We start from the raw sequence: 26,887 nt of genomic DNA, 5'->3' as shown, positions 1-26,887 counted from the left end.
CACAAACAACCGCAAAATGAAAGTATTAGTAACAGGAGGTTTAGGATTTATCGGATCCCACACCGTAGTCGAATTGCAAAATGAAGGCTTCGAGGTGGTGATTATTGATAATCTTTCAAATTCTTCAGAAGATGTTTTAAAAGGAATTGCATCAATTACAGGAAAAACGCCTTTATTCGAAAAATTAGATTTAAGAGAAAAAGCAGCAGTGCGGGATTTCTTTAAAAAACACAGTGACGTTACAGGAGTAATTCATTTTGCAGCTTCAAAAGCAGTAGGAGAAAGTGTTGAGCAACCTTTGTTGTATTATGAAAACAATATTAGCAGTTTAATTTATCTTTTACAGGAATTGCAGCAAAAGCCAGAAGCAAGTTTCATTTTCAGTTCTTCATGTACGGTTTACGGTCAAGCCGAAAAAATGCCAATTACTGAAGATGCGCCAGTGCAAACGGCAATGTCTCCTTATGGAAACACAAAACAAATTGGCGAAGAAATCATTACAGATACAGCTAAAGTTACCAATATCAGTGCAATTTTATTGCGTTATTTTAATCCAGTTGGAGCACACGAATCGGTAGAAATTGGAGAATTGCCTTTGGGAGTTCCTCAAAATTTAGTTCCGTTTATTACTCAAACAGGAGTAGGATTGCGTCAGGAATTATCTGTTTTTGGAAACGATTATCCAACTCCAGATGGAACTGCAATTCGCGATTATATTCACGTTGTAGACTTAGCAAAAGCTCACGTAATTGCTTTACAGCGTTTATTAAACAAAAAGAATTTAGCAAAAGTAGAAACTTTCAACTTAGGAACAGGCAAAGGAAGCTCTGTTCTTGAAGTGATTCACAGTTTTGAAAAAGTCAGCGATAAAAAACTACCTTATAAGATGATGCCACGTCGTGAAGGTGATATTACTGAAGCTTATGCGAATACAGATAAGGCAAATAACGTCTTAGGATGGAAGGCTGAACTAAGTCTGGATGAAGCTATGGCAAGTGCTTGGAAATGGGAACAAAAAGTGAGGAATAAGTAATTTTTAATAAAATTATAAATTTTGAAGGTCCCAGATTATAGCAATATAGTTTGGGACTTTTCTTTTAATGACATTTAATTTTTATGAAAAAAGATTTAGATTATAAATTAATATTTGCCTTAGCGGCTGTTGGAATTATTTGGGGCACTACATTTTTAGGAATTAGAGTTGCAGTAGAAACGATTCCACCTTGGTTTGTAACCTCTATCCGTCAGGGATTGGCAGGAATAATCATGATGATCATTTTATTATTCAAAAAAGAATTAAAGTGGATTGGTTGGGAAAACCTAAAACATCAGCTTGTTCCTTCTATTTTAATGATTGTGGTGGCAAATGGTTTTACAACCGTTGCCGAACAGACTGTACCAAGTGGACTAGCTTCTGTAATCAGTGCGATGTCTCCTATACTTATTTTTCTCGGGAGTATTTTATTTAAATTGCAAAAACCAAGTTTAAAAGGGTTTGTTGGGGTTATAATAGGATTTTCGGGAGTTGTTTTTATATTTAAAGATGGACTAGGGGCTTTTTTAGATGCTGATTACAGAATTGGAATGATGTTTATGGCATTTGCGATTACAGCTTGGGCAGCCGGAACAATTTATACCAAAATTCATGGCAATAAATCTAAAAATATAGTTCTTAATTTATTTTATCAATTTACAATGGCTTCGTGTATCCAAGTCGTTTTAGCGTTTATTTTTTCGCCTACTATCGATGTGAATTTATGGAGCACTAAAAGTGTTTTAGCTGCATTGTATTTGTCGATTTTTGGATCTGTAATTGCTTTTTTCAGTTATAATTATGCGCTGAAACACGTTACGCCGGTTCAGGTTTCCATTTTGTCGTACATAAATACGATAATTGCAGTTTTTTTGGGTTGGCTGCTTTTAGACGAAATCATTACAATTGATTTTTTAATTGCCACAACACTTATTATTCTGGGAGTTTTTATTGTAAATTATAAAAAGAAGGAAAAGAAAGTTTCATAAAAAGTATTTATTTTGATTTCATTTATTCTGTAAATTTGTAAGAATGAAAGCACAGAAATTATGGACTCGAATAAAGAAAATAAAAAAATCAATAAGGTTGAAGGGCCTGCAACAGAATATGAAATTCAAAATCCAAGACGACAAGGTATAGATCTCGAAACTTTTAATTTTGATGCTGAGTTTGCAAAAGGTTTGACTCTTGAGGAAGCTAAGAAGGAATCAATTAGAAAAATTAGAGAATGGTGGACAGATAATTTTGATCATGAGTTTGAAAATGGCTTGACACCGGAACAATTTAAAATTGAAATGTATAAAAGAATTAAAAGTTATCCTTGGAAAAAATAAAAAAAACAAAATCCTCATAAACTAATTAAAGTTGATGAGGATTTTTTTATTTGTATAGCCAGTAACTGAATACTCAAAACTGAATACGGATCACTTAAAAATTAAGCATTAGCAGTAGCCGCTTCTTTATCGATTTTGTTAATCAATCCAGTTAAAACTTTTCCTGGGCCAACTTCAGTAAACAAAGTCGCACCGTCAGCGATCATTTGCTGAACAGACTGAGTCCATTTTACAGGAGCAGTTAATTGAATGATTAAGTTCTTTTTAATTTCGTTTGCATCAGAAACTGCATTTGCAGTAACATTTTGATATACTGGACAACTTGGAGTTGAGAAAGTAGTTGCCTCAATTGCAGCAGCTAATTCTTCTCTTGCAGGTTCCATCATTGGCGAGTGAAAAGCACCACCAACAGGTAAAATCAAAGCACGTTTCGCGCCAGCAGCTTTCATTGCCTCACAAGCTTTTTCAACAGCAGTAGTTTCTCCAGAAATTACCAATTGACCTGGGCAGTTGTAGTTGGCAGCAACCACAACACCATCGATAGAAGCGCAAACTTCTTCTACAACATTATCGGCTAAACCTAAAACAGCAGCCATTGTAGATGGAGTGATTTCGCAAGCTTTTTGCATAGCTAAAGCACGCTGAGAAACCAATTTAAGACCGTCCTCAAAAGATAAAGTTCCGTTGGCTACTAAAGCGGAGAATTCCCCTAAAGAGTGTCCTGCAACCATTTCCGGTTTGAAATCTTCTAAAGTTTTAGCTAAAATAACCGAATGTAAGAATACAGCTGGCTGTGTTACTTTTGTTTCTTTTAGTTCTTCGGCAGTACCTTCAAACATAATATCTGTAATTCTGAAACCTAATATTTCATTAGCTTTTTCGAATAATTCTTTGGCAACAGCCGAATTTTCATAAAGGTCTTTACCCATTCCTGTGAACTGTGCACCTTGACCCGGAAATACGTATGCTTTCATTTGTCTAATTTAATTTTTACTTTTTTTTAAAATTGAAAATTAGTTTCAATTGGAAGGCAAAAGTACTATTTTTTTAGCTCGAATAACCCTTAAACATATAAATCCATGCTAATCTTGAAAATCTGAGATTAAAAGGAGTGAGCAAAGTAATCACAACAGCAATAATAGGAAGGATTCTTAAATCGAAATTGGTTTCGAAAAAATATTGTGCAATACAATACGTTGCAATTCCCTGTGCTACTGTTAATCCGTAATTTACATACATGGCGCCAAAGAAATAGCCAGGCTCTTTTTGGAATTTATAATGACAGTGACTGCAGTATTCGTTCATTTTTGGAAAACTGAAGTTCAAGAAAATATTTTTGTCTGTAAAAACTTTTCCTTTATGACAAACAGGACATTCGTTTTTTAAAATATGAGTTAATGCGCTTGACATGATCTTGTTGATTTTTGTTTATACAAAGGTAATTTAGAGGTTTGTAAAAGTCTTTTTTATATCTTCGCTTATTATAGCATAATAAAGACATTTTTGACTAAATTTTCAAAATCTAAATTCCAAATTCCAAATTCCAAATCGAACAAAAGTATTCTGTAATTAGAAAAACAATAAATATTTTTTGTGAATGAAAAGATATCCCATTTATAGTGTGCAGAATTTTAGCTGTAACGATATTCATCGCGATTTTTATGTTAACACTTTTACAGAACATTTAAAAAATCACAGTTTTGTCGAAGAACCGCACCGGCATGATTCCTATTTAATGGTCTTTTTTACCAAGGGTTCAGGATTGCATGAAATCGATTTTGATCAATTCGGAATCAAAAGAGGAAGCCTTTTTGTGCTGCAACCTGGACAAATGCATCATTGGAGTTTATCTGAAGATGTTGAAGGTTTCGTCATTATCTTTTCGCAGGAATTGTATAATCTGTATTTCGGACAAAAAAAGATCAACGATTATAATTTTTATCATTCCATTCATAATCGGCCAGAAATGGTTTTTGAAGAAAATGAAATTCCAAAAATCCTTCCTTATTTTGATTTGCTGATCCAAGAAAATAGTACAGACAATAAATATCAATTAGATAAATTGCTGAATTTGTTAGACTGCATTCATATCGAAATTGCTAGAAAATACAGCGAAACGTATTCGCATCAAACACATTCATACAACATCAAAATCAATACATTCGAATCGCTTTTAGAACAATATTTCAGAACCCAAAAATTGCCTTCATTTTATGCTGAAAAATTAAATATCACGCTAAAACACCTCAATAGAATCTGCAACGAAATTCTCCAGAAAACGGCAACAGAAGTAATCACAGATCGCGTTATTCTCGAAATCAAAAGAATGTTGATTGATAAGCAATTGGCAGTAAACGAAGTCGCTTTCAAAGTCGGCTACGAAGATTACTCATACTTCTCGCGATTCTTCAAAAAACAAACCGGAATGTCACCAACAGAATTTAGAAATACTGTTAGATAGCCACGAATTCACGAATTATTTTTTAATTAATCTTTGGCTATTATTTTGGTTTCACGCAGATTTTACAGATTTGTGCAGATTAAAATAAAATCTATGCTTATCTGCTTAAATCAATTTAAATCTGCGTGAAATAAAAAAAAATAATTCGTGAATTCGTGGCGAAAAAAAACAAAAAAGCCCTGCGAGTAAACGCAGAGCTTTTGTCAACCAATTAAATCTAATCTAAACCAAAGATTAAGCTTGTTTTGCCAATTGGATTTCGATGTTTAATTTAACTTCTTCACCAACAAGCACTCCGCCAGTTTCAAGAGCCGAATTCCAGTTTAAGCCCCAGTCTTTACGATTAATTTTTCCTTCAATATTTAAACCAACTTTAGTATTTCCCCAAGGGTCAGTCATAATTCCGCTAAATTCTACTGGGAATTTAACCGTTTTAGAAACACCTTTAATGTTTAAGTCTCCAGTAATTTCGTAGTCTCCATCATCGATTTTTTTGAAAGTTGAAGATTTGAAAGTTAATTTTGGATGATTTTCTACGTCAAAGAAATCACCACTTCTTAAGTGACCATCTCTGTCTGCATTTGCAGTATCGATAGAAGCAATATCAGCAGAAAATTGAATGTCTGCATTTTCGAAATTATCTCCTTCTGTTGTTACTGTTGCATCGTAAGTTCCAAATTTTCCTGAAACATTAGTAAACATCATGTGTTTTACTTTAAAACCAATTTCTGAGTGAGTTGGGTCAATTGACCATTTTGTAGTTGCCATAATTTTATTTTTTTAAATAATTAATTTGTTTCATTTTGATAAGACAAAGTTACGTTGACAGTTGTCTTGAAGCACTTAACCTAGATTAAGAAATAAAAAATGCGATAATTTTTTGATTATCACATTTATAAAAATTTATGTGAACAAACCCGACAGGTTTTGAAAACCTGTCGGGTTTTTAATGATGATTATTTATTCATATAAAATGTCAACGCTCCCGACGGACATTTATTTACAGTCGAAATTATTTTCTCAGTTGTAGATTGTTCTGGAGTAATCCACGGTTTTTCTTTTGGACGAAAAACATCTGGATTGTTTTTGACGCAATTTGCGGAGTGAATACATTTTCCAGATTGCCAGACAATAGTAACTTCTCCGTTTGTGTATTCTTTAGTGAGATTATTTGGATTCATGGTTTAAAATTTTAAGGATTAGTTTTAATTTTAAAGTCAGACCAATGTCCTTATTTTTATAAAGTTAGTCTTTCTTATTTTGTTTTTTATCAATTAAAGGTTAAAAAAAGAAACGATAATAATCTGATTTCCAGATTTATTATCGTTTCAGCGTAACAGGTATTTAATTGTTTTTTGTTCGAATTAATAATTCATCGGAACATCCATTAATAAGAATTCAGCATCTGTATTCGCTTTAATATTTAAAGTATCAGTTCCTGAAATTCCAACCGCGTCACGAGAATTTAATTCCTGACCGTTGATGGTTACATTTCCTTTTAAAACGAAAGCATAAACTCCGTTTCCTTCTTTTTTGATTTTATATTCGGCAGTAACTCCAGAATCGAAATTACCCATGTTGAACCAAGCATCTTGGTGAATCCAAACCCCTTCATCATCTGCATTTGGAGATAAAACTTGAGATAATTTATTGTGTCTGTCCGCAACATCTAAAGTGATTTGTTGGTAACGTGGCGTAACGTTTCTTTTATTTGGAAACAGCCAAATCTGCAATAATTTAGTCTGCTGATCAGCATTTGGGTTAAACTCGCTATGCTGAATTCCAGTTCCCGCACTCATTACCTGAATGTCACCATTTTTGATCACTTCAGTGTTTCCCATACTGTCTTTATGAGCCAAATCACCTTCAAGCGGAATCGTAATAATTTCCATATTATCGTGAGGGTGAGTTCCAAATCCCATTCCTGCAGCAATCGTATCATCGTTCAAAACGCGAAGCGCTCCAAACTGAATTCTATCTGGATTATACCAGCTAGCAAAACTAAAGCTATGATAAGCGTTTAACCATCCGTGATTTGCATTTCCTCTTGATTCTGCTTTGTGCAATACTATATTTTCCATGATTTTGTCCTTTCATTATTTTTATAGTACAAAGATACTATCATCGTAAAGGAAAAGCACTTAACCTAGATTAAGAAAGATTTTGAGGTTTTTCTTTTTAGGTACAAAGAGACAGAGTGACAAAGGTTCAAAGGTTTTTATCATGCAGTTTGTCATCCTGATGAAGGAAGGATCATACTAGTAACTCTACAAAGTGATTCACCAATCTTTGAAAAATTTTCAAGATTTAGTAGAATTATCTAATTGACACATTCCCAAATTATCTAATTGATTTTTTGAAGCAGAAAATTGGTTTTCAAAATAAGTCTAGTCCCGCTATCCGTTTCAATCTTTTGTGCCGAACCCCGTCACAAAAGGATTTCCACTTCTATCGGGGCTAATTTAGAAGTTTTTGTTTTCAGAAGTAATATAGGAAAGTAACCATGCAGCTTGTCCTCCTGACGAAGGAAGGATCACATGCGAAATTCCATCTGAATGATCGCCAATCTTTGTCGAGCTTCGAGTGAGATCCTTCCTTCCTCAGGATGACAAGATTGCGTTGAGAAATCGTGTTTAAAGAAAAATTAACCTTTGCGCTTTAGCGCCTTTGCGAGACTAAAAAAACTACTTTATCCTAATTAATCTCCCTTTCCCAGTCACTTCATCAAGGTAATTTGCAGAAGAACTTTTCCTATCATGCATAAAAAACTCAATAGTATCTTTCTGAATTTGATCTTTCGGAATAGTTATAACTAAATCAGTATTTATGAAATTATCCAGAAGTATTGCATTTCCATAAGAAACCTTTCCTTTAGGCATGTATTTATTATCAAAAACAAAAACACTATCCTTAAAAGTAATTTTATCTTTTTGGATATACGAATCGTTATCTTCTATTAGATAATTATAACGTCCATTAAGTTTGTCTGTTTTCTGACTGAAGTTTACAGAAAGCAGAACTATTAGTAAAGATAAATAATGCATAAAATTCTAACTGTATTGATTCATAAACTGCTGTACAACGGCATCTGTATTTTCATGGCGTTTCTTTTTCTCCAAAACAATTGGCGGAGCAGCTCTTTCTAAACAATCTGGTACCGCGCAGGTTTCGCAAGTTACACCTACAATTCGTTTTACCAAAGGTTTTCCGTCAATGAATTTAAATTTCTTTTTCATTGTCGGATTAATTAAGATTCCAACCGAAATACTTCTAATATAATTTTCAGCAAAAGGATCTTTTGTAGCCGATGAAAAAACCAAATATTCGTTGCCGCTATTAGCGTAACTCGAAATCTGTGCATCAAAAAAATGAGGTTTATTCTGTCTGATCGCTTCGTCAATCGTTTTTACCGAAACCCATCTTCTGCAATAATGTTCATTCGTCTCATTGGCGTGAGGTTCCTGCTGATGCGTAATATGCAATTCCTTGTTGATTTGATAAACATCAGAACCAATTCGGTGAGACAATCTTAGGAAGAAAAGGTTTTTCAGCTGAAAATCTTTTGGCAATAAATTGGTCAATCGCTGATAAAAAGATTCAGGCGAAACTTGGAAACTCTCAATTAGTGCGACAAATTCTTCCGGTTTTGGATTTTCGTTTTCCAAAAAAGCATTGATTTTATTGACAACCAATTTTCTTGGCAAAAGTAAAGCTCCCGCAAAATAAGAAGCATAAAAATTATTCAAAACCTGATCAAAATTTTCAAACTTAATCCAACTAAAAGTCAGCAGACGATCTGAAATCTGTAGATAATTATACGCTATTTCTTTGGCTAAAATAAAAGCTTTTTGCGGATCATCTAGTTCGGTTGAAAGCAATAAAGTTCTACTTTTTGGAACATAAATCGAACGCAAATCTCCCAAAGCCTCCTGATCTGTAAACGCAATTTCTTTTATGACGTATTCGTATTCCTCTTTTAAAATCGCTTCTAGCTCTTCAATACTGATCTTCGAATCTAAATTGATTTGAAAGGACTTCGAAAAAGCAATTACTTTTTCTTCTAAATCTTCAAAATAATTGCTGTGCGCTTCCTGATACGAACGTAAAGCGGCGAGGAAAAAACTTTCCCGACTTAAATTATAATGCTGTGCAATTTCAATAATCGTACTGATAAAGGCATTGACTTTTGCTGGAGCATTCGCGATAATATCAATTAAGTCGGCTTCTTGAATTCCGAAAAGTTCAAGCGGAATCTCTTTTAAAATTCCAGATTTTAAGATTTCGCCAATCGGAGCGAGGTTATTATCGAGTTTTAAAGACACCATTTGGTCGTAAGTCACATCCAAATGTTCGCATAAAAGCAAAATTTTATCTGTTTTGGGGTATTTTTTTCCCTTTTCAATCTCGTTTAAATACGATTTTGAAAGATTGGTCAGTTTGGCCAAACCAAAAAGAGACAAGTTTTTTTGCGTCCGAACTTGCTTCAGTTTTAGCCCAAAAATCAGCTTTATATAGTCTTTTTCGATATCCATAATGTCAAATATAGACATTCTAAAAACAATCGCAAAATAAATATTTTTAAAATTTAGCGAACGTTCGCTTGTTTTGTAAAAAACTTTTTTATAACATTGTACTGTCGAAACGAATTAATTATGAGTTAGTTATGATTTATTGGTTTTGATAAAATGAAATACGATTGAGAAGAATAACTTTTTAATCCAATAAAAATTAAAATCTGCAGCTATGAAAAACCAATTAGAGATTACTGAAATGGCTATAGAATTCTTAGCCGACAAAAAGCTTGCTTATCCAAAAATCTGGACAGAAGAAGCGACTGCGTTTATCATCGAATTGCACAAAAAATTCGATTCGCAAAGAAAATTATTGCTTTTGCAAAGAGAGCAAAAACAAGTTGCTTTTGATCAAGGCGTCCTGCCGGTTTTTACTCCAGAGACAAAAAGCGTCAGAGAAAGTAATTGGACAGCTGGAGAAATTCCTAAAGATTTATTAGACAGAAGAGTCGAAATTACTGGACCAGTTGACCGCAAAATGATTATCAATGCTCTGAATTCGGGTGCGAAAACTTTTATGGCCGATTTTGAAGACAGCACTTCTCCAACTTGGAAAAACCTAATGGACGGACAAGTGAATTTAATCGATGCGGTGAACAAAACCATTACGTATACCGATTTGGTGAAACAGAAATCGTATCACTTAAATCAAAAAATCGCAACACTGATTGTACGTCCAAGAGGTTTGCATCTGCCTGAAAAACATGTTTTGATTGAAGGGAATGAAGTTTCGGGTTCGCTAGTAGATTTTGGTTTATATGTTTTTCATAATCATAAAAGACTTTTGGAGAACAATTCTGGACCGTATTTCTACATTCCGAAATTGGAACATTATCTGGAAGCAAGATGGTGGAACAGCGTAATTGATTTTACAGAAGATTATTTGAAACTGAAACGAGGAACAATAAAAGTGACAGTTTTAATTGAAACGATTACAGCAAGTTTTCAGTTGGATGAAATCATTTACGAATTGAAAGAACATATCGTTGGCTTAAACTGCGGACGCTGGGATTATATTTTCTCTTACATTAAAAAGTTTAGAAAAAATCCAAAATTCATTGTTCCAGATCGCGATCAGGTAAATATGACTTCACCTTTTATGAATGCATATTCAAATCTGGTAATTCAGAGATGTCATAAACGCGGAATCCATGCAATCGGCGGAATGGCAGCGCAAATTCCTATTCGAAATAATGATGAAGCCAATGCGATCGCTTTCGCGAAAGTGAAAACCGATAAAGAACGTGAAGTTCGAAACGGTCATGACGGAACTTGGGTAGCACATCCAGATTTGGTTTCGTTGGCAAAAGCCGTTTTTGATGAAGGAATGCCAAGTCCAAATCAGATTCATATAAAAAGAGAAAACCGCAAAATAACAGAAGAAGATCTGATTGAACCGCCAATTGGACTGATTACAGAAAACGGTGTTCGAAAAAACATCAATGTTGCAGTTCTATATCTGGCTTCCTGGCTGAATGGACAAGGTGCTGCCGCTTTGCATAATTTGATGGAAGATGCGGCAACCGCTGAAATCTCGAGATCGCAATTGTGGCAATGGCTTCAAAACAAAGTGATTTTGGATAATGGACGAAAATTAGATCTGGCGTACTATCACGAATTGGCTTTGGATGAATTTCAGAAAATCAAAACAGAATTAGGCGAAGAAAAACACGAAGAACAGCAATTTCCTTTAGCTGAAAAAGTTTTGGAGAGGCTAGTTGTAAATGCCGATTTCGTTGATTTCTTAACGATTCCATGTTATAAGTACTTATAATTAAAAAATAAAATCTGCTCTATCTGCGTGATCTGCGAGCAAAAAAACTCTCGCAGATTTTACAGATCAGGCAGATAAAATGATAACGAAAGATTTACACAGATCTTTTAAGGTCAGTTAAAAACTGGACACTTAAAACTGTGAACTGAACACTATTACTTACTAACCAACTTAACTATACTATTTATGAAAACAACAGAAGACAGAATTCAGGAACTGATTAACGATTGGATTACGAACCCGAGATGGAAAGGAGTGGAGCGTCCTTACACTGCAAGTGAAGTAGTGACGCTTCAAGGATCGTATAAAATCGAGCATTCTATTGCAAAAATGGGTGCAGAAAAATTATGGAGAAAGTTAAAAAGTCAGGATTATGTAGCGGGTTTGGGAGCTTTAACGGGAAATCAGGCGATTCAGGAAGTGGATGCCGGTTTAGAAGCAATTTATTTGAGTGGATGGCAGGTTGCTGCTGATGCGAATCTGGCGGGCGAGATGTATCCTGACCAATCACTGTATCCTGTAAACAGCGTTCCGATGGTGGTAAAAAAGATAAACAATGCTTTATTGCGTGCCGATCAGATTCAGACCGTAAATAATATTGAAGATAAAAAAGATTATTTAGTGCCGATTGTAGCCGACGCCGAAGCAGGTTTTGGGGGCAATTTAAATGCTTTCGAATTAATGAAGTCAATGATTGAGGCCGGAGCTTCTGGAGTTCATTTTGAAGATCAGCTGAGTTCTGCTAAAAAATGCGGACACTTAGGCGGAAAAGTTTTGGTGCCAACTCAAGAAGCGATTAATAAATTGATTGCAGCAAGATTGGCTTCAGATGTTATGGGAGTTCCAACTTTAATTGTTGCCCGAACAGATGCTGATGCAGCTAATTTGCTAACGAGTGATGCAGATCCAAGAGATCGTAAATTCTTAACGGGAGAAAAAACAGCTGAAGGTTTCTTTTATGTAAACAACGGAATCGATCAGGGAATCGCTAGAGGTTTGAGCTACGCTCCGTATGCTGATTTGATTTGGATGGAAACCAGTAATCCGGATTTAGAATATGCAAGAAAATTTGCAAAAGCGATGAAAAAGGAGTTTCCAGATAAAATGCTGGCGTACAATTGTTCTCCTTCTTTCAATTGGGCAGCGAAATTATCTGTAGCCGAAATGGAAACGTTTAGAGAAGATTTGGCAGCAATGGGATACAGTTTTCAATTCATCACTTTGGCAGGATTCCACGCTTTGAATACAAGTATGTTCGAATTGTCTAAAGCCTACAAAGAACGCGGAATGGCGGGCTACTCTGAATTGCAGGAAAGAGAATTCGCTCTCCAAAAAAACGGATTCAGAGCTGTAAAACACCAAGCTTTTGTAGGAACTTCTTATTTCGACGCCGTTCAAAATACGGTGATGATAGGAAGATCATCCATAACCGCAATGAAACATTCTACGGAGGTTGAGCAATTTTAATTTTTTTCCGCCACGAATTCACGAATTTTTATTCGACAATCATTGAAAATAAAAATTCGTGAATTCGTGGCGGAAAACTTTATTTCTTCAAAAGGCGAGCTTTCATTTTGCTGAAAAATTCAGGTGTTACACCAATGAAAGAAGCGATTTGTTTTTGAGGAACTTTATGAACTAATGTTCCGTATTTTTTAGTGAACTTTTCAAAACGTTCTTCGGCAGGTAGGCTTAAGTTGTCCATTAATCGCTGCTGGTTCGCAACTAATGAATTTTCAATTAAAATCCTGAAAAAACGTTCCAATTTCGGAATCTCGAGATACAATTGCTCTTGATTTTCTTTGGATAGAGAAACTACTTCTGCTTCTTCTAAAACTTCAATAAAAAGCTGTCCTGGTTTCTGCGAAAAGTAACTGTACATATCGCTCATCCACCAGCCTTCGCAGGCAAATGAAAGTACATGCTCAACAATATTATCGTTGATATTGAAACTTCTTAAAATACCAGAATTTACAAAATAAGAATGCGTGCAAACTTCGCCCGCATTTAACAAAAGCGTCTTGGCTTTGTATGTATTTGTTTCTACTTTAGATAAAAAAAGCGCCTGTTCTTCTGGAGTCAGAGAAACGTGTTTGGCAATATTTTCGAGAATTAATGCCATTATTTTTTATCGTCTATTAAAGTGAATGATGTTGCTTTGAATCTGTTGTTTACAATTTCTCCCGTAACTAAAGCTTTGCTGATAGCATTGCAAAAACCTTTTTCTGAATGCGCATCTCCGTGATCGTGAATCGTTGTTCCGTCAACAAAATAGCTTTTTCCGTCAATGCGAACAGCTAAATCACAGCTTTTGCCTTTCATTCCGAATTGGCATTCTCCGCATGAAGCTTCAACTACTGTTGGTTTATCAAATTTCTTTTTGCTTTGTGCTTGTACAGCGATTCCAATAAAAAGGAATGTCACTAATAATATATTTTTCATATCTACAAGTTTACAGTTATTAATTTTGCGGTTTCTTTGGCACGTTCTATTACTTCATTAATTGGAGTTGAAAGTGTATCGTGACTTAAAACGACTCCCATTCTTCGGTAAGGTCTTGAAGTTGGTTTTCCAAAAATCCTAAAATCGGTTTTGGGTAAAGCGGCTACTTTTTCGATTCCGGTAAAAGTTGGATTTGTCGAATCTTCTGATGCTAAAATTACAGCGCTAGCTCCAGCTTTTTCTAGAGTAATTTCGAAAATTGGCAGACTTAAAATCGCTCGTAAATGCAATTCGAATTCGTTGAAATTTTGCGTTCCTGCTAAAGTTACCATCCCCGTGTCATGCGGACGTGGTGAAAGTTCAGAGAAATAAACGCCTTCGTTTGTCAGGAAAAATTCAACACCAAAAAGTCCGGCACCGCCAAGCGCTTCGGTAATTTTTTCGGCCATATCCTGAGCTTCGTATAGATCTTTTTCTGAAACCAAAGCTGGTTGCCAGCTTTCTTGATAATCGCCTCTTTCTTGTCTGTGACCAATTGGCGAGCAGAATAATGTTGGATTATTATTTTGAGTAATCGTTAAAAGTGTAATTTCTGAATGGAAGTCTACAAAAGCTTCTACAATCACTTCGATAACATCGCCACGCGAACCTGCAACGGCGTATTGCCAGGCTTTTTCGATATCACTTTCCGATTTGATTGTCGATTGTCCTTTTCCAGAAGAAGACATTAAAGGTTTAACCACACACGGAATTCCGACTTTCTGAACCGCTTTTTGTAATTCTTCTGCCGATGTTGCGTATTGGTATTTTGCTGTTCGTAATCCGAGTTCTTTTGCTGCTAAATCGCGAATAGCTTTACGGTTCATGGTAAAGTTGGCCGCTTTCGCTGAAGGAACAACTGTGATGCCTTGTTTTTCGTAATCGTAAAAACGTTCGGTGCGAATGGCTTCTATTTCGGGAACAATAAAATCAGGTTTGTGTTTTGCTACAATTCGGTCAAGAGCTTCGCCGTCAAGCATATTAATGACTTCAAATCCGTGTGCAACTTGCATGGCTGGTGCATTTTCGTAACTGTCAACTGCAATTATAGTTTGTCCGATTCGTTGTGCGGCAATGACAAATTCTTTGCCTAATTCGCCTGAACCGAGAAGTAATATTTTCATTTTGGAGTAGTGTATTGTTGCGTAGTAAAAGTAAAGAAAAAGCTTCTTTTAACCGCAAAGTTTGTCTCTTGATTTTGCAGATTAATTTAACCGCAAAGTTCGCAAAGGAATATGCTAAGAGCGCTAAGTTTTGTTTTTAAGTAAAAGAAAAAGTTCGCAAAGATTTTAATTAATCTTTGCGAACTTTGCGTAATTCTTTGTGCCTTTGCGGTAAAAAAACTCTGCGGTTAAAATAAAATTAATGAAATTGATCTTCTTCAATCTCAAATTCGGCATCTTTTTCCCAGATTTCCATTTCGCAGGGTTTGCAGTTGAATTTTAATTTGTATTCCAATTCGCCCTGTTTTAAAACCAAAGGTTCTTTAACCTTAACACCCACAATATCTTTTTGGTGTATCGGACATTTTTTTAATTCGTATTTGATGCAATATTTTGTGGTCATTACACGAGATTTTCCTGGATCCCATTGTAATTCAAATGCTTTTTCAATTTCGGTAACACCGTGACGTTCGTAGAATTTACGAGCCGTTTTGTTCGAAACGTTGTACATAAAATCCAGTTTAGTTTCTGGATAAGGATGTGACGTTTTTACCAATTGGTGTTCTTCACGTTTGTAATTTGCCAGACGAATTTCTGATAATTGTTCGAAAACATTTCTTCTCATTTCGTTGATTTTTGAAATAGGAAGGAACCAGTTTTGAGTAAACATTACATTGATTTCATCGGCGCTGTAAGGGGTGAAACCTGTTTTTGCCAATTGAACTTTAATGTTTTCTTCGATTGATTCGCCAGTTTTTGTCGGTTCTTTTGCGTGCTCTAATTTTACTGTGCTTACATTTCCGTCTTCGTCGGTTGCGATTAATTCGAAACCATTTTCGTTTTCGGTAAGTAATAAAGTCGTTCCGATTTTACGGATCGCACTGTCTTCTCTTTCAACAATTTTGATGAAAGCAGTATCGTTGTTACGGTAAATGAAAGTTCCGTCTTTGATTTCTTTTAAAACGTTTGGATAAACTTTTCCATTTTCGGCTTTGTTTACGTAAATTCCGTCAGCTTCGTTATTTTCGTTGATGAAACAGAGTCCGTCACCGTTGTTTAACAATTCGCCATTTTCAATTTCGTAAGCGTCTCCAATAGTACGGATTAATTTACCAATATATTGTCCTTTTGATTTTGGACTTTCCCAAGAACCAATACTAGCGTGTCTTTCGTTTACGAAATAATCGGTATAACCACGGTTAAAAGTTCTGCTTAAAGTTGAATCGAAAGTATACGTACATTTTCCAGAAGAAGCCTTAGTATATTTATCGCTTCCTTCTAAAAAGCTATCTAATTTTTGGCGTAAGTAAGATACATTGTTTTTAACGTAAGCTACATCTTTAAGACGTCCTTCAATTTTGAAAGAAACGATTCCAGCTTCAATCAAATTCGGTATCTGATCTGAAACGTCTAAATCTTTAATCGAAAGCAAGTGACTGTTTCGGATTAAAGTATCTCCGTTTCCGTCAATTAAGTTATAAGGTAAACGACAGTTTTGAGCGCAAGAACCACGGTTAGCGCTACGTTCTCCGTTTGCTACACTCATATAACAGTTTCCGCTGAATGATACACATAATGCACCAGTTACAAAGAATTCTAGTTCAACATCAGCGTGATCGTAGATTTGTTTGATTTGATGCAAGTTTAATTCACGTGCTAAAACCACACGTTTGATTCCGGCATCTTTAAGAAATTTGATTTTATCTGCGTCACGGTTGTTGGCTTGTGTGCTGGCGTGAAGTACGATAGGAGGCAAGTCCATTTCCATAATCGCCATGTCTTGAATAATCAAGGCATCTACGCCAATATCGTATAATTCCCAAATCATGGCACGACACGTTTCTAATTCGTTGTCGTATAAAATGGTATTCATTACCACAAAAACTTGAGCATTAAATAAGTGAGCATATTTTACTAATGCAGCAACATCTTCAATAGAATTGTTGGCATTAGAACGTGCTCCAAATTGTGGTGCACCAATATATACTGCATCGGCACCGCTGTTAATAGCTGCCATTCCGCCGATTAAATCTCTTGCTGGAGCTAATATTTCTATTTTCTTCTTCATTTCTAAAACTTTAGCCTTTTGTGGTATTCACGAAAAAAAGTGTGCAAAGGTCTAATAAATTATTTGAGTTTGCTAGTCCTGAAGCGTTTTTTTTGAAATTGTTAACTTAATATGGAATGATAATGGTGTTGTTTTCCTTACCACGGATCAAAATCCGTTGCTTCAAAATGATTCGTTCCTTCGGAACTTGATTCTGTTTCTACCATTTTCCTAATGTCAAGAAAAAGGTTTTTATTTAAGCTCAAAATAAAAAAACCGCCCGATCCGAAGACCGAGCAGTTCTCAAAAAAAAAGCATGAATCGATCGATTAATTTGCTCTCATTTTAATTTGTGATAAAGTATTTTGAATACTGTTCAATTGTTTTGAAACGATGTAAATCTGTTCGTGTTCTAGGTGATTTTCTTCGAGTGCCTTTTTATATTTTTCAATTGCGGCTTCTTCTCCAGTAATGCAGGCGTTTATAATGGCTTCGGTATCACCTCCTGTAAAAGCTGACTTGATATCAATCCAAGTACGGTGTAAAGCTCCAAGCGGACCTCCGCCAGAAGTATCTGTAGATTTTCCTAGTTTGTTGATTTGGTTTTGTAACTCTACAATAAATAAAGCTCTTTCGCGGGCATATTCAAGGAAATCGGTTTTTATTGCGGGATTTTCTACATGCTCTGCTGCATCTGTATATCCTAGTTTTCCATCTTCAAGAATTGAAATTAATCCTTCTAAGGTTTTAATTGTTTCTGTGGTGGTTTCTTCTGCATGTGTCATGACATATAATTTTTTGAAATTAATATGTTACAAAGTTTACAATTATAAAGTGGTTTGTTTTACAGGATTACAAGCGGGGTTTTATAATATTGTGGAATGGAAATTTTGAAACTCTGAAAAAAGTTTCACGCAGATTTAAATTAATTTGAACAAATTTTTTCTTTTTAAAAAACGACAATTCTTGTTTACCGTTTTGCGTGAGGGATAGGAGCGGTATCCTTTTATGGTGGGGTTCACCATAAAAGATATAGCGGATAGCCCGATTCGCCGCGGCGAAACACGCCCTTGTAATTTAAATTGTAACCCAATGTTTGATTTTGTCGTCAAAATGAAAATCAATCATTAATCAATTATTACATGAAAACAATTTTAAAATTTATAATTCTTCTTTTAGTTTTCCATAATGGATTTTCTCAAAATTTAGAAGCTAAAATCGACAGTTTAATTTCTTCTAAGTTTAAATCTGAGAATCCGGGAGCTGTTTTTTTGGCTGTTAAAAAAGGAAAGGTTATTTATAGAAAAGCTTTTGGAATGGCAGATTTAGAAATGAATGTAAAAATGAAACCTGAATTTGTTTTCGAAATTGGATCTATGACCAAACAGTTTACGGCAATTTCTATTTTAATATTGGCTGAAAGAGGAAAACTTAAGCTCGATGATGAAATTACGAGATTTATTCCTGATTATCCAACACATGGAAATGTGATTACAATACATCATTTACTGACACATACTTCTGGAATCAAAGATTTTACAAGCATGAAGTCTATTAAGGATATTGCAAGAGAAGATTTGTCGCCAAAAGAGCTTGTTGATTTTTTTAAGGATCAACCGATGGATTTTAAACCTGGCGAAGAATATAAATATTGTAATTCTGGATATGCGCTTTTAGGGTATATTATTGAAATTGTGACTGGACAGACTTATGAAGATTTTGTAGTTCAAAACATTTTTAACAAAGCTGGAATGGAAAATAGTTACTATGCAAGTCATGATAGGATCATTAAAAACAGAGTTTCTGGCTATCGCGATAAAAGTGGTTATGTAAATGCAAACTATATCAGTTTTTCTATACCGTATGCTTCTGGTTCAATAATGTCTACTGTAGATGATTTGCTAAAATGGCAAAATGCACTAAACGGAAATTTATTATTAAGCCCAAATTATAGGGAAAAAGCTTTTACAAATTATAAACTAAATAATAGGACAAATATAGATTATGGATATGGTTGGCATTTGGAAAAAGTAAAAAGTAAAACAATTCGTGAACACGGAGGAAGTATTTTTGGTTTTAAATCTATGGGAATTTATGAGCCAACAGATCAAATTTATGTGGTTGGTTTGAGTAATTGCGAATGTAATTCTCCAACTGTTATTACAAAAGAGATCGCTTCTCTTTTAATTGACTAAAGAAAAACTTTTTAGATGCTTTGATTCGCCTAAATAAATTCAATAAAAAAACGGCTTAAAGTATAAAAGTGATGAAACTTTTGAACCTTAAGCCGTTTTTATAAAACTTAGAATATGGTTATGCAGTCAAAGCTTCTTTGATTCTGCGTAATGCTTCTTTTAAAATGTCGTTGCTTGTTGCGTAAGAGAAACGAATACAGTTTGGATTTCCGAAAGCGTCTCCTGTTACTGTTGCAACGTTTGCTTCTGCTAAAAGATACATCGAAACGTCGTTTGCATCTTTAATTTCGTGTCCTTTTAATGTTTTTCCGAAGAAAGAAGAAACGTCTGGGAATACGTAGAATGCTCCTTCTGGAACGTTGATTTTTACTCCTGGAATTTCTTTCAATAATCCAACAACTAAATCTCTACGTCCGTGGAAAGCTTCAACCATATGGTTTAACACGCTTGGATCAGCATCTACTGCAGTGATTGTAGCTCTTTGTGCAACAGAATTTGCTCCTGAAGTTACTTGTCCTTGAATTTTTGTACACGCTTTTGCGATAAATTCTGGGGCTCCAATATAACCAATTCTGTATCCTGTCATTGCGAATGCTTTTGCAACTCCGTTTACTGTAATTGTTTTTTCCAACATTCCTGGGATTGAACCGATACTGCAGAAAGTTCCTGAGAAATTGATGTGCTCATAGATTTCATCTGAAACTACGTAAATATTTGGGTGTTTTTCTAAAACTTTAGCCAAAGCTGTTAATTCTTCTCTGCTGTAAACAGAACCTGAAGGATTACAAGGAGAAGAAAACCACATCATTTTTGTTTTTGGTGTGATTGCAGCTTCTAATTGTTCTGGTGTCATTTTGAAATCTGTTTCTACAGATGTTGGAACTTCAACTGGAACTCCACCAGAAAGTTTTACGATTTCAAAATAAGAAACCCAGTAAGGTGCTGGTAAAATTACCTCGTCACCATCATTTAACATTACTTGTGCAATGTTGTATAAAGATTGTTTTGCTCCTGTAGATACTACAATTTGAGTTGGTTTGTACTCTAAATCGTTGTCTCTTTTAAATTTTCTGCAAATTGCTTCTCTTAATTCTAAATATCCTTCAACAGGCGAGTAAGTGCTGTAATTTTCGTCTACTGCTTTTTTTACTGCTTCTTTGATGAAGTCTGGCGTATTAAAGTCAGGCTCACCTAAACTTAAACTAATAATATCTTTTCCTTGTGCTTTTAGTTCGCGTGCTAAAGCGGCCATTGCCAATGTTTGCGAAGTTGCTAAGTTGTTGATTCTGTCCGAAAGAATATGATTCATTATAAAAATTTTGAATGTCCTTAAATTTGCTGTTGTTTAAGGAAGGTTAATTATTAATAGATTTTTTTAGTTTCTAAACTGCTAATTCTGGTTTCATTCCCAATTCGCGTAAATGCTTAAAGTGAGCAACAACGGCACTTCGCATTGTTTTATATTCGTAATAAGGCAAATTGCATTCTTTTGCTGTTTCTTTTACAATTTTTGCAATTTTACCGTAATGAATATGACTGATATTTGGGAAAATATGATGTTCGATTTGATGATTTAAACCGCCTGTGTACCAATTCACGATAGCATTTTTAGGAGCAAAATTAGTTGTAGTATACAATTGGTGAACTGCCCAAGTATTGTCCATTTCTCCTAATTCGTTTGGAGTTGGGTTTGTGGTATGATCTACAACGTGCGCTAATTGGAACACAACGCTTAGAATTAATCCAGCAGTGTAATGCATCACGAAAAAGCCTAGAAGTACTTTCCACCATGTAATTCCGATTAAAATAGGAAGAACAATCCAGATAGAAATATAAATCATTTTTGTGATGATCAAAGTTGTCCAAAGAATCTTAGGGCTTTTTGGTTCTCCATAAGATAGTTTTCTTTTCAAATAAGTACGCATTTGTCTGAAATCTGTTGTCAGAGCCCAGTTAAATGTCAGTAGACCGTATAAGAAAACAGAATAATAGTGCTGAAAACGGTGAAAACGATACCATTTAGCATGTTCAGTAAAACGAATAATTCGTCCTGCATCCAAGTCTTCATCATGTCCTGGAATATTAGTATAAGTATGGTGCAAAACATTGTGCTGTACTTGCCAGTTGTATACGTTTCCTGCTAGAACATAAATAGTTCCGCCCATGAATTTATTGATCCAGTTTTTAGTAGAATATGATCCGTGATTGCCATCATGCATTACATTCATTCCAACACCCGCCATTCCAATTCCGATTACGATTGATAAAAGCAACATCACCCAAAAAGGCATGTTAAGCGTAAGGATTAAAAAGTATGGAGTTAAAAAAACAGCAAATAGAATAACGGCTTTTAAGTGTAACTGCCAGTTTCCGGTCTTTTTGATATTATTTTCTTTAAAGTAATTGTTTACGCGTGAGTTAAGCGTTCTAAAAAACTTTAAATTGTCTTGCCGTGCAAAAGTAGGAGCAGTGTTATTCATAATTAATTTAAATAGGTTTCAAAGGTAATTATTATAAATTTTCAATTTGCAAAATTGAGTTAAATATTTCAATCGTAAAGTAGTACTTTTGTTAAAAAATTATAGCAATGGATGAGATATTGAAATATTTTCCAGATTTGACGGATCTTCAAATCGAACAATTTCAAAAATTAGACTTTTTATACCACGATTGGAATGAAAAAATCAATGTTATTTCTCGCAAAGACATCGATTCATTATATACAAAACACATTTTGCATTCATTAGGAATTGCTAAGGTCATGAAGTTCGAACCTGGAACAACGGTTTTAGATGTTGGAACGGGAGGAGGTTTTCCTGGAATTCCGTTAGCGATTCTTTTTCCTGAAACGCGTTTTTATTTAATTGATGTTATCGCAAAAAAAATAAAAGTAGTTCAAGGTGTTGTTGATGCATTAGAATTAAAGAACGTAAAAGCAGAACAAAAGCGTGCTGAATTGGTAAAAGGCGATTTTGATTTTATTGTGAGCCGTGCTGTTACCAATATGCCAGATTTTGTTTCGTGGATTAATGATAAAATCAAAAAACAGCACAAACACATTCTTAAAAATGGAATCCTTTATTTAAAAGGTGGTGATTTAGCCGAAGAATTAAAAGATTTTCCGAATGCCACTTTATATGATTTGGCTGATTATTTCGAAGATGAATTTTTTGAAACCAAAAAGGTAGTTCATCTTCCTTTAAAATTTAAATCTTAATATTAAATAACCCGATTAGAATTTCTAAACGGGTTATTTTTTTGAACAAAACTATAGCTTAAATTATGAAGCTTTTTTGGGAAGATTTAAAAAGCTATTTGCTTTAAGATCTAAATTGTCAATGAAAGCATGAATTGCATTTTCTGATGCTTCAACTGAATATTTGAAATTTTCATCAAAGAAAAATTCTCTGCAAATTACTGGTTCGTGTGACGAATCGTATACCGCTTCGTCGCTTTCATCCAATTTTTCGTTTTTGTATGGATTAGGATGTGAATGAGTTAATTTAATAATAGTTTGTGCAAACCAGTTATCGAATTTTTTCTTTTTTGGTGTAATATGACGCGCTAGCAATGCTAACCCTACAAGTTCATTTTGTAGAAAGTAAGATCCTTTGCGGTATCTTACATCTATCATTCTCACATTCATTAACGCGATCCAAAGTGCGCCATTAACAGAACCTGCTGCAGGCATATCAAAATCGGTGTCAAATAATAAAGGATTAGTTTGCTCGCGATTGTTAATAGAACACCAAAGCGCTTCAAGACGTTTTTGTGTGTCATTTGTTACTTGGCTATAACCTGTAAAACGCCAGTAAACCCATTCCAACAATGCGGCAGTCAAACCAATTGAACCTTTATGGTTTATTTGCATTAAGGTTTCTTCAAGGTCTTCATTGCCTTCAATAGGATCCAAAAGTTTATTTATTTTCTTTTTTGTCCATTTATAATTAATTGGATGCCCAATGCTTTTAGATTCCATAATAACTTTAGGAACATTGTTTAAATTTCTCATACTTATGCTATTAATATATTAGGTCTTTTAATGCTATTTAAGATTGAGACAAATTTAGTTGGATGAGTTTTTTTTGATAGGAACAATAAGTTTTTAAAGTATCAAAATAAGGTAATTGAGATGTTTAAAGTGTTGATTTTTAAATAAATAAGAAAAAGATTACAAAATCAGCAACTATTATTGTAAGTAAAAGCAAAAAGCCAATTCTCGGAAGAGAATTGGCTTTACTTATATTAGTCAGATTTATAACTTGAAACCTGAAATTTTAAATTGGATTAACCCAAGAAAGGGTATCTGTAATCTTCTGGAGTTACAAAAGTTTCTTTGATAGTTCTTGGAGAAGCCCAACGCAATAAGTTCAATGCAGAACCTGCTTTATCGTTAGTTCCAGAAGCTCTTGCTCCACCAAATGGTTGCATACCTACAACAGCTCCAGTTGGTTTGTCATTGATATAGAAGTTACCAGCAGCGTTTTGTAATTTAGTTGTTGCTACTTCAATAGCATAACGATCTTGACTAAACACAGCTCCTGTTAAAGCGTACTCAGAAGTAGTGTCAACTAATTCAAGAGTTTCTTCCCACTTCGCATCTTCGTAAACATAAAGAGTGATAACTGGTCCGAATAGCTCAGTTTCCATTGTTGTATATTTTGGATTTGTTGTTACAATAACTGTTGGTTCAATAAAGTATCCTACAGATTTATCGTAGTTTCCTCCAACGATGATTTCAGCGTCAGCGTCTTTTTTAGCTTGGTCGATATAACTAGCTAATTTGTCAAAAGAACCTTCGTGAATAACAGCTGTAATGAAGTTTCCAAAATCTTCTGGAGAACCCATTTTCATAGATTTAACATCAGCAATTAACTGCTCTTTTACAGCTGGCCATAAACTTTGCGGAATGTAAGCTCTAGAAGCAGCAGAACATTTTTGTCCTTGGAATTCAAAAGCTCCACGAGTAATTCCTGTAACTACTTGTTTTACATTTGCACTTGGGTGAGCAATGATAAAATCTTTACCTCCTGTTTCACCAACAATTCTTGGATACGTTTTGTAATTGTTGATGTTTGCACCAATCTTAGCCCAGATATCTTTAAATACATGAGTTGATCCTGTGAAGTGAATACCAGCAAAATCACGGCTAGCCAAAACAGTATCTGTAATCATTAAAGCATCTCCAAAAACTACGTTAATAACTCCGTCTGGAACTCCAGCTTCTTTGAAAACGTCTACGATAACTTTTGCAGAAAATACTTGGCTATCACTTGGTTTCCAAACTACAACGTTACCCATCATAGCAGCACTTGCAGGAAGGTTTGCAGCGATAGCAGTAAAGTTGAAAGGAGTAATAGCGTAAACAAAACCTTCTAAAGGTCTGTATTCTACACGATTCCAAACAGAAGAATCAGATTTTGGCTGATCGTTATAGATTTGAGTCATAAACTCAACATTGTAACGTAAGAAGTCAATTAATTCGCAAGAAGAATCGATTTCTGCTTGGTGAATATTTTTAGACTGACCAATCATTGTAGCCGCATTGATACGAGCTCTGTATGGTCCTGCAATAAGTTCGGCAGCTTTCAAGAAAATAGCAGCACGTTGTTCCCAAGCCATGTTTGCCCATGCTTTTCTTGCCTCAAGTGCATTAGCAATGGCACTTTCTATATGTTGTTTTTCAGCTAAATGGTATTTTCCAACAACGTGTTTGTGGTCGTGTGGAGCTGTAATGTTTCTTGTATTTCCAGTTCTAATTTCTTCGCTTCCAATATATAAAGGAACGTCAATTTGAGAATTCCACATTGTGGTATAAGCAGCTTGAACAGCAGCTTTTTCTGGTGAGTTTGGTGCGTAGCTTTTTACAGGCTCGTTTACCGCTTTTGGTACATGAAAAAATCCTTTAAGCATGTTATTTAAAATTTGTGAATTAGACAATTTAAAGTTAGACGATTTGTTTTGTTACGAAAAATCTAACGCTGCACAAAAGTACAAAGGATAAATTAATAAATTGACAATTTTGTGATTAAGATAACGATAAAAGCTATAGATGTAAACTATATCTTAATTTAATGCAAAAGGAGCACACATTCTAAAAGTAGGAACAATTACTTTGAATATTTTTGTAGTAGTAAAATTAATCATGTTAAAATGACCTTTCATTGCGCCGTAAGGAGACGATAATAAACAGCCAGAACTATACGTATGGTTTTCGCCAGGTTTTAAAACTGGTTTTTTCCCAATTACACCTTCACCATCTACCACTTCTAAATCATTTAAAGAATCAAAAATTTCCCAGTGGCGTGAAGTTAATTGCACAGAATCTTTACTATGATTTTCGATGGTAACTACGTAGCTAAAAGCAAAATGAATCTTGTAGTTTTTGAAGTACGTGCCTTCAAAACTAGTCAAAACAGATATTTTTATGCCTCGTGTAATTTGGGAAACCATACTAACGCCGTATATATGTGAGTGTTATAAAGGCAAAGCTACAAAAAAAAATCGTTTAAACTAAAACCTTAACATTGTTTTAATTGACTATATTGATAGAGTTTGCATTTCCTTTTCCAATTACACGCTGATAACGATCGGTTGCTTCTTTGTAATAAACCAGCACGGTGTACTCGTTTTCAGTCTGATAAAAGTTTCCGTCAATGGCATTTTCAAAATCAACAATGCCTTTTTTGTCTGCAACGGTGTACTGAAAATTAGTAAAACCTTGCTTTATCATGACGGCTTTTTCAAAAACGCCCTTTTCGTTATTGTAATCCATTTTATATTCTGGTGAAAGGCTGTAATTGTTAAACATTCCGCTAATATAAATGTCTTTGTTCATTCTAAAAGCAGGTGCAGAAAGCGTAAAATAGACCCAAGCATAATCAGCTTCTATACTATTGTTTGAGCCGTTAATATTTTTGACTACAAAGTTTCCGTTTACATCTTCATAATTCGTATAGATCTGATTTCCCCTTGCCGCATTCGTGTATAAAAATGAATTATAAATATCATTGTTAGAACCTATTTTGGCCACATTATTACTGGCTGAGCGAATGTCTTTGTTTTCAAAATACAAAAATTCATTACCGCCCCAGAATTGGGTTTCTTTGTCATATTTGTAAACGAGCTGATTGCCGATTGTATACTGAGGTACAATATTTTTGATCTCGGTATGAAAATTTCCATTTTGCAATAAAAGCACTTTTACATTCTGTAATGGAGTCTGAAAAGCAATGTCATTGGATAAAATTGCAAATTCAAGATTCTGTTTATAATCAATGTTACTAAGATTACGGCTTCTTTTTACTTGCACTCCAACAGTACAATGATTTTCGTATAAAATAAATTTTCTAGAAAAAACGAGTTCCCTGTCTTCGTTAAGAATTCGAAGCATATAGTTTCCCGAAAGTTTCAATAGCTGTGTAAACTGATTCGGAAAAGTAAGTTTGTAATGCGTATATACTTGAAGTGTATTAAACGAATTTGAAAAATCTGTAATTCTCTGATTATCCATGCCGACAATATAGTCTGTTTTTGGAATATCTGTTGGAAACCAGTTATAATCGCAATGAATAACTTCAAAGTAATAATTGGCTTCATTACCAAATAAATCGTCAAATTGAAATGTAAATGCATCGCCTAATTCGAAAATTGGCGGAACATTATTGCCATTCTGAATAAAAGAAACGGTTTTAATATTATACGGAGGATCAATTTCTTTTTCTTGAGCTTTCGCTAAAGTGAAAATAAAAAGGAATATAAAGCTTGTAAATAAAAATTTAGGCATCGTATTTCGTTGTAAGATTTGTAAATATAACAATTTTATACA

At 34.5% G+C, this 26,887-nt stretch carries 26 protein-coding genes; 8 read left to right on the top strand and 18 right to left on the bottom strand.

The features are described from left to right. The first annotated feature begins 16 nt into the window (after positions 1-16). From galE to J7574_RS22070, 3 genes are all read left to right on the top strand, one after another. The gene (galE, locus tag J7574_RS22080; RefSeq protein WP_290974065.1) at positions 17-1,033 is read left to right on the top strand and encodes a UDP-glucose 4-epimerase GalE; all 1,017 of its coding nucleotides are present in this window, start codon (positions 17-19) and stop codon (positions 1,031-1,033) included. An 83-nt stretch (positions 1,034-1,116) separates the two neighbouring features. Then, the gene (locus J7574_RS22075; RefSeq protein ID WP_290974062.1) at positions 1,117-2,022 is read left to right on the top strand and encodes an EamA family transporter; all 906 of its coding nucleotides are present in this window, start codon (positions 1,117-1,119) and stop codon (positions 2,020-2,022) included. A 60-nt stretch (positions 2,023-2,082) separates the two neighbouring features. Beyond that, on the top strand, positions 2,083-2,367 hold the full coding sequence (locus J7574_RS22070) for a hypothetical protein (RefSeq protein WP_290974059.1): 285 nt from the start codon (positions 2,083-2,085) through the stop codon (positions 2,365-2,367). Positions 2,368-2,468: 101 nt separating this feature from the next. Here J7574_RS22070 and fabD read toward each other — a convergent pair whose 3' ends face one another. Both fabD and J7574_RS22060 read right to left on the bottom strand, forming a co-directional pair. Then, positions 2,469-3,341, bottom strand: a complete 873-nt coding sequence (gene fabD, locus J7574_RS22065; RefSeq protein ID WP_290974056.1) for an ACP S-malonyltransferase — start codon at positions 3,339-3,341, stop codon at positions 2,469-2,471. Between the two features lie 73 nt (positions 3,342-3,414). Continuing rightward, positions 3,415-3,777 (bottom strand): DUF983 domain-containing protein, encoded by a 363-nt coding sequence (locus J7574_RS22060; protein WP_290974053.1) that lies wholly within the window; start codon positions 3,775-3,777, stop codon positions 3,415-3,417. 187 nt (positions 3,778-3,964) lie between these two features. Between J7574_RS22060 and J7574_RS22055 the strand changes: the two genes are divergently transcribed. Beyond that, complete coding sequence (locus tag J7574_RS22055) at positions 3,965-4,828, top strand: helix-turn-helix domain-containing protein (protein WP_290974050.1); 864 nt, start codon at positions 3,965-3,967, stop codon at positions 4,826-4,828. A gap of 234 nt (positions 4,829-5,062) precedes the next feature. Here the strand turns inward: J7574_RS22055 and J7574_RS22050 are convergent, their stop codons facing one another. The 5 genes from J7574_RS22050 to J7574_RS22030 form a co-directional block, all read right to left on the bottom strand. Continuing rightward, the gene (locus J7574_RS22050; RefSeq protein WP_290974047.1) at positions 5,063-5,596 is read right to left on the bottom strand and encodes a YceI family protein; all 534 of its coding nucleotides are present in this window, start codon (positions 5,594-5,596) and stop codon (positions 5,063-5,065) included. 188 nt (positions 5,597-5,784) lie between these two features. Then, on the bottom strand, positions 5,785-6,009 hold the full coding sequence (locus J7574_RS22045; protein ID WP_223709575.1) for a (4Fe-4S)-binding protein: 225 nt from the start codon (positions 6,007-6,009) through the stop codon (positions 5,785-5,787). Between the two features lie 183 nt (positions 6,010-6,192). Then, complete coding sequence (locus J7574_RS22040; protein ID WP_290974042.1) at positions 6,193-6,909, bottom strand: pirin family protein; 717 nt, start codon at positions 6,907-6,909, stop codon at positions 6,193-6,195. A gap of 603 nt (positions 6,910-7,512) precedes the next feature. Then, positions 7,513-7,872 carry a hypothetical protein gene (locus J7574_RS22035; protein ID WP_290974039.1) on the bottom strand — a complete coding sequence of 120 codons (360 nt, stop codon included), beginning with the start codon at positions 7,870-7,872 and terminating at the stop codon, positions 7,513-7,515. 6 nt (positions 7,873-7,878) lie between these two features. Next, positions 7,879-9,360 carry a helix-turn-helix domain-containing protein gene (locus J7574_RS22030; protein WP_290974036.1) on the bottom strand — a complete coding sequence of 494 codons (1,482 nt, stop codon included), beginning with the start codon at positions 9,358-9,360 and terminating at the stop codon, positions 7,879-7,881. A gap of 211 nt (positions 9,361-9,571) precedes the next feature. Between J7574_RS22030 and aceB the strand changes: the two genes are divergently transcribed. After that, positions 9,572-11,173 carry a malate synthase A gene (gene aceB, locus J7574_RS22025; protein WP_290974033.1) on the top strand — a complete coding sequence of 534 codons (1,602 nt, stop codon included), beginning with the start codon at positions 9,572-9,574 and terminating at the stop codon, positions 11,171-11,173. 186 nt (positions 11,174-11,359) lie between these two features. After that, positions 11,360-12,640 (top strand): isocitrate lyase, encoded by a 1,281-nt coding sequence (gene aceA, locus J7574_RS22020; protein WP_290974030.1) that lies wholly within the window; start codon positions 11,360-11,362, stop codon positions 12,638-12,640. 79 nt (positions 12,641-12,719) lie between these two features. On the opposite strand, the gene J7574_RS22015 is transcribed toward aceA, so the two are convergent. From J7574_RS22015 to J7574_RS21995, 5 genes are all read right to left on the bottom strand, one after another. Beyond that, positions 12,720-13,295, bottom strand: coding sequence for a Crp/Fnr family transcriptional regulator (locus J7574_RS22015; protein ID WP_207297683.1), 576 nt, complete (start codon positions 13,293-13,295; stop codon positions 12,720-12,722). Continuing rightward, entirely contained in the window at positions 13,295-13,615 is a 321-nt protein-coding gene (locus tag J7574_RS22010) for a DUF6370 family protein (protein WP_290974024.1), read from the bottom strand. The genes J7574_RS22015 and J7574_RS22010 overlap by 1 nt, the downstream gene beginning before the upstream one ends. Positions 13,616-13,617: 2 nt before the next feature. Continuing rightward, positions 13,618-14,778: a formate-dependent phosphoribosylglycinamide formyltransferase gene (gene purT, locus J7574_RS22005; protein WP_290974020.1), complete on the bottom strand. Its 1,161-nt coding sequence runs from the start codon at positions 14,776-14,778 to the stop codon at positions 13,618-13,620. A 238-nt stretch (positions 14,779-15,016) separates the two neighbouring features. Continuing rightward, positions 15,017-16,885 (bottom strand): U32 family peptidase, encoded by a 1,869-nt coding sequence (locus J7574_RS22000; RefSeq protein WP_290974018.1) that lies wholly within the window; start codon positions 16,883-16,885, stop codon positions 15,017-15,019. A 308-nt stretch (positions 16,886-17,193) separates the two neighbouring features. Beyond that, complete coding sequence (locus tag J7574_RS21995; protein WP_111364986.1) at positions 17,194-17,649, bottom strand: PA2169 family four-helix-bundle protein; 456 nt, start codon at positions 17,647-17,649, stop codon at positions 17,194-17,196. 357 nt (positions 17,650-18,006) lie between these two features. On the opposite strand from J7574_RS21995, the gene J7574_RS21990 reads away from it, so the two are divergent. Next, positions 18,007-19,059, top strand: coding sequence for a serine hydrolase (locus tag J7574_RS21990; protein ID WP_290974012.1), 1,053 nt, complete (start codon positions 18,007-18,009; stop codon positions 19,057-19,059). Positions 19,060-19,177: 118 nt separating this feature from the next. Here J7574_RS21990 and J7574_RS21985 read toward each other — a convergent pair whose 3' ends face one another. Both J7574_RS21985 and J7574_RS21980 read right to left on the bottom strand, forming a co-directional pair. Then, entirely contained in the window at positions 19,178-20,368 is a 1,191-nt protein-coding gene (locus J7574_RS21985) for a pyridoxal phosphate-dependent aminotransferase (RefSeq protein ID WP_111376719.1), read from the bottom strand. 73 nt (positions 20,369-20,441) lie between these two features. Further along, positions 20,442-21,539 (bottom strand): acyl-CoA desaturase, encoded by a 1,098-nt coding sequence (locus J7574_RS21980; RefSeq protein ID WP_290974007.1) that lies wholly within the window; start codon positions 21,537-21,539, stop codon positions 20,442-20,444. Between the two features lie 107 nt (positions 21,540-21,646). Between J7574_RS21980 and rsmG the strand changes: the two genes are divergently transcribed. Then, entirely contained in the window at positions 21,647-22,276 is a 630-nt protein-coding gene (gene rsmG / locus J7574_RS21975; RefSeq protein ID WP_290974004.1) for a 16S rRNA (guanine(527)-N(7))-methyltransferase RsmG, read from the top strand. A gap of 63 nt (positions 22,277-22,339) precedes the next feature. On the opposite strand, the gene J7574_RS21970 is transcribed toward rsmG, so the two are convergent. The 4 genes from J7574_RS21970 to J7574_RS21955 form a co-directional block, all read right to left on the bottom strand. Beyond that, on the bottom strand, positions 22,340-23,071 hold the full coding sequence (locus J7574_RS21970) for a hypothetical protein (RefSeq protein WP_290974001.1): 732 nt from the start codon (positions 23,069-23,071) through the stop codon (positions 22,340-22,342). 275 nt (positions 23,072-23,346) lie between these two features. Continuing rightward, positions 23,347-24,972, bottom strand: coding sequence for an L-glutamate gamma-semialdehyde dehydrogenase (gene pruA / locus J7574_RS21965; RefSeq protein ID WP_290973998.1), 1,626 nt, complete (start codon positions 24,970-24,972; stop codon positions 23,347-23,349). Positions 24,973-25,125: 153 nt separating this feature from the next. After that, positions 25,126-25,512, bottom strand: coding sequence for a Co2+/Mg2+ efflux protein ApaG (gene apaG, locus J7574_RS21960; RefSeq protein ID WP_110348906.1), 387 nt, complete (start codon positions 25,510-25,512; stop codon positions 25,126-25,128). Positions 25,513-25,591: 79 nt separating this feature from the next. Further along, entirely contained in the window at positions 25,592-26,845 is a 1,254-nt protein-coding gene (locus tag J7574_RS21955) for a DUF5103 domain-containing protein (protein ID WP_290973991.1), read from the bottom strand. Positions 26,846-26,887: the final 42 nt, after the last annotated feature.

It is taken from the genome of Flavobacterium sp. (assembly GCF_017744675.1).
Taxonomy (GTDB): domain Bacteria; phylum Bacteroidota; class Bacteroidia; order Flavobacteriales; family Flavobacteriaceae; genus Flavobacterium.
Note: the sequence above shows the minus strand (reverse complement) of the source record. Positions and strands in the feature narration are given on the sequence as shown.

Excerpts from the sequence above, each read along its gene's own strand:
- aceB (WP_290974033.1), top strand. The coding sequence starts at position 9,572 with ATGAAAAACCAATTAGAGATTACTGAAATGGCTATAGAATTCTTAGCC.
- J7574_RS22070 (WP_290974059.1), top strand. The coding sequence starts at position 2,083 with ATGGACTCGAATAAAGAAAATAAAAAAATCAATAAGGTTGAAGGGCCT.
- pruA (WP_290973998.1), bottom strand. The coding sequence starts at position 24,972 with ATGCTTAAAGGATTTTTTCATGTACCAAAAGCGGTAAACGAGCCTGTA.
- rsmG (WP_290974004.1), top strand. The coding sequence starts at position 21,647 with ATGGATGAGATATTGAAATATTTTCCAGATTTGACGGATCTTCAAATC.
- J7574_RS22055 (WP_290974050.1), top strand. The coding sequence starts at position 3,965 with ATGAAAAGATATCCCATTTATAGTGTGCAGAATTTTAGCTGTAACGAT.
- J7574_RS21990 (WP_290974012.1), top strand. The coding sequence starts at position 18,007 with ATGAAAACAATTTTAAAATTTATAATTCTTCTTTTAGTTTTCCATAAT.
- J7574_RS21995 (WP_111364986.1), bottom strand. The coding sequence starts at position 17,649 with ATGACACATGCAGAAGAAACCACCACAGAAACAATTAAAACCTTAGAA.
- J7574_RS22075 (WP_290974062.1), top strand. The coding sequence starts at position 1,117 with ATGAAAAAAGATTTAGATTATAAATTAATATTTGCCTTAGCGGCTGTT.
- J7574_RS22000 (WP_290974018.1), bottom strand. The coding sequence starts at position 16,885 with ATGAAGAAGAAAATAGAAATATTAGCTCCAGCAAGAGATTTAATCGGC.
- J7574_RS22010 (WP_290974024.1), bottom strand. The coding sequence starts at position 13,615 with ATGAAAAATATATTATTAGTGACATTCCTTTTTATTGGAATCGCTGTA.
- J7574_RS21955 (WP_290973991.1), bottom strand. The coding sequence starts at position 26,845 with ATGCCTAAATTTTTATTTACAAGCTTTATATTCCTTTTTATTTTCACT.
- J7574_RS21970 (WP_290974001.1), bottom strand. The coding sequence starts at position 23,071 with ATGAGAAATTTAAACAATGTTCCTAAAGTTATTATGGAATCTAAAAGC.
- J7574_RS22030 (WP_290974036.1), bottom strand. The coding sequence starts at position 9,360 with ATGGATATCGAAAAAGACTATATAAAGCTGATTTTTGGGCTAAAACTG.
- J7574_RS22015 (WP_207297683.1), bottom strand. The coding sequence starts at position 13,295 with ATGGCATTAATTCTCGAAAATATTGCCAAACACGTTTCTCTGACTCCA.
- apaG (WP_110348906.1), bottom strand. The coding sequence starts at position 25,512 with ATGGTTTCCCAAATTACACGAGGCATAAAAATATCTGTTTTGACTAGT.
- purT (WP_290974020.1), bottom strand. The coding sequence starts at position 14,778 with ATGAAAATATTACTTCTCGGTTCAGGCGAATTAGGCAAAGAATTTGTC.
- fabD (WP_290974056.1), bottom strand. The coding sequence starts at position 3,341 with ATGAAAGCATACGTATTTCCGGGTCAAGGTGCACAGTTCACAGGAATG.
- J7574_RS21980 (WP_290974007.1), bottom strand. The coding sequence starts at position 21,539 with ATGAATAACACTGCTCCTACTTTTGCACGGCAAGACAATTTAAAGTTT.
- J7574_RS22035 (WP_290974039.1), bottom strand. The coding sequence starts at position 7,872 with ATGCATTATTTATCTTTACTAATAGTTCTGCTTTCTGTAAACTTCAGT.
- aceA (WP_290974030.1), top strand. The coding sequence starts at position 11,360 with ATGAAAACAACAGAAGACAGAATTCAGGAACTGATTAACGATTGGATT.
- J7574_RS22040 (WP_290974042.1), bottom strand. The coding sequence starts at position 6,909 with ATGGAAAATATAGTATTGCACAAAGCAGAATCAAGAGGAAATGCAAAT.
- J7574_RS22050 (WP_290974047.1), bottom strand. The coding sequence starts at position 5,596 with ATGGCAACTACAAAATGGTCAATTGACCCAACTCACTCAGAAATTGGT.
- J7574_RS22045 (WP_223709575.1), bottom strand. The coding sequence starts at position 6,009 with ATGAATCCAAATAATCTCACTAAAGAATACACAAACGGAGAAGTTACT.
- J7574_RS21985 (WP_111376719.1), bottom strand. The coding sequence starts at position 20,368 with ATGAATCATATTCTTTCGGACAGAATCAACAACTTAGCAACTTCGCAA.
- J7574_RS22060 (WP_290974053.1), bottom strand. The coding sequence starts at position 3,777 with ATGTCAAGCGCATTAACTCATATTTTAAAAAACGAATGTCCTGTTTGT.
- galE (WP_290974065.1), top strand. The coding sequence starts at position 17 with ATGAAAGTATTAGTAACAGGAGGTTTAGGATTTATCGGATCCCACACC.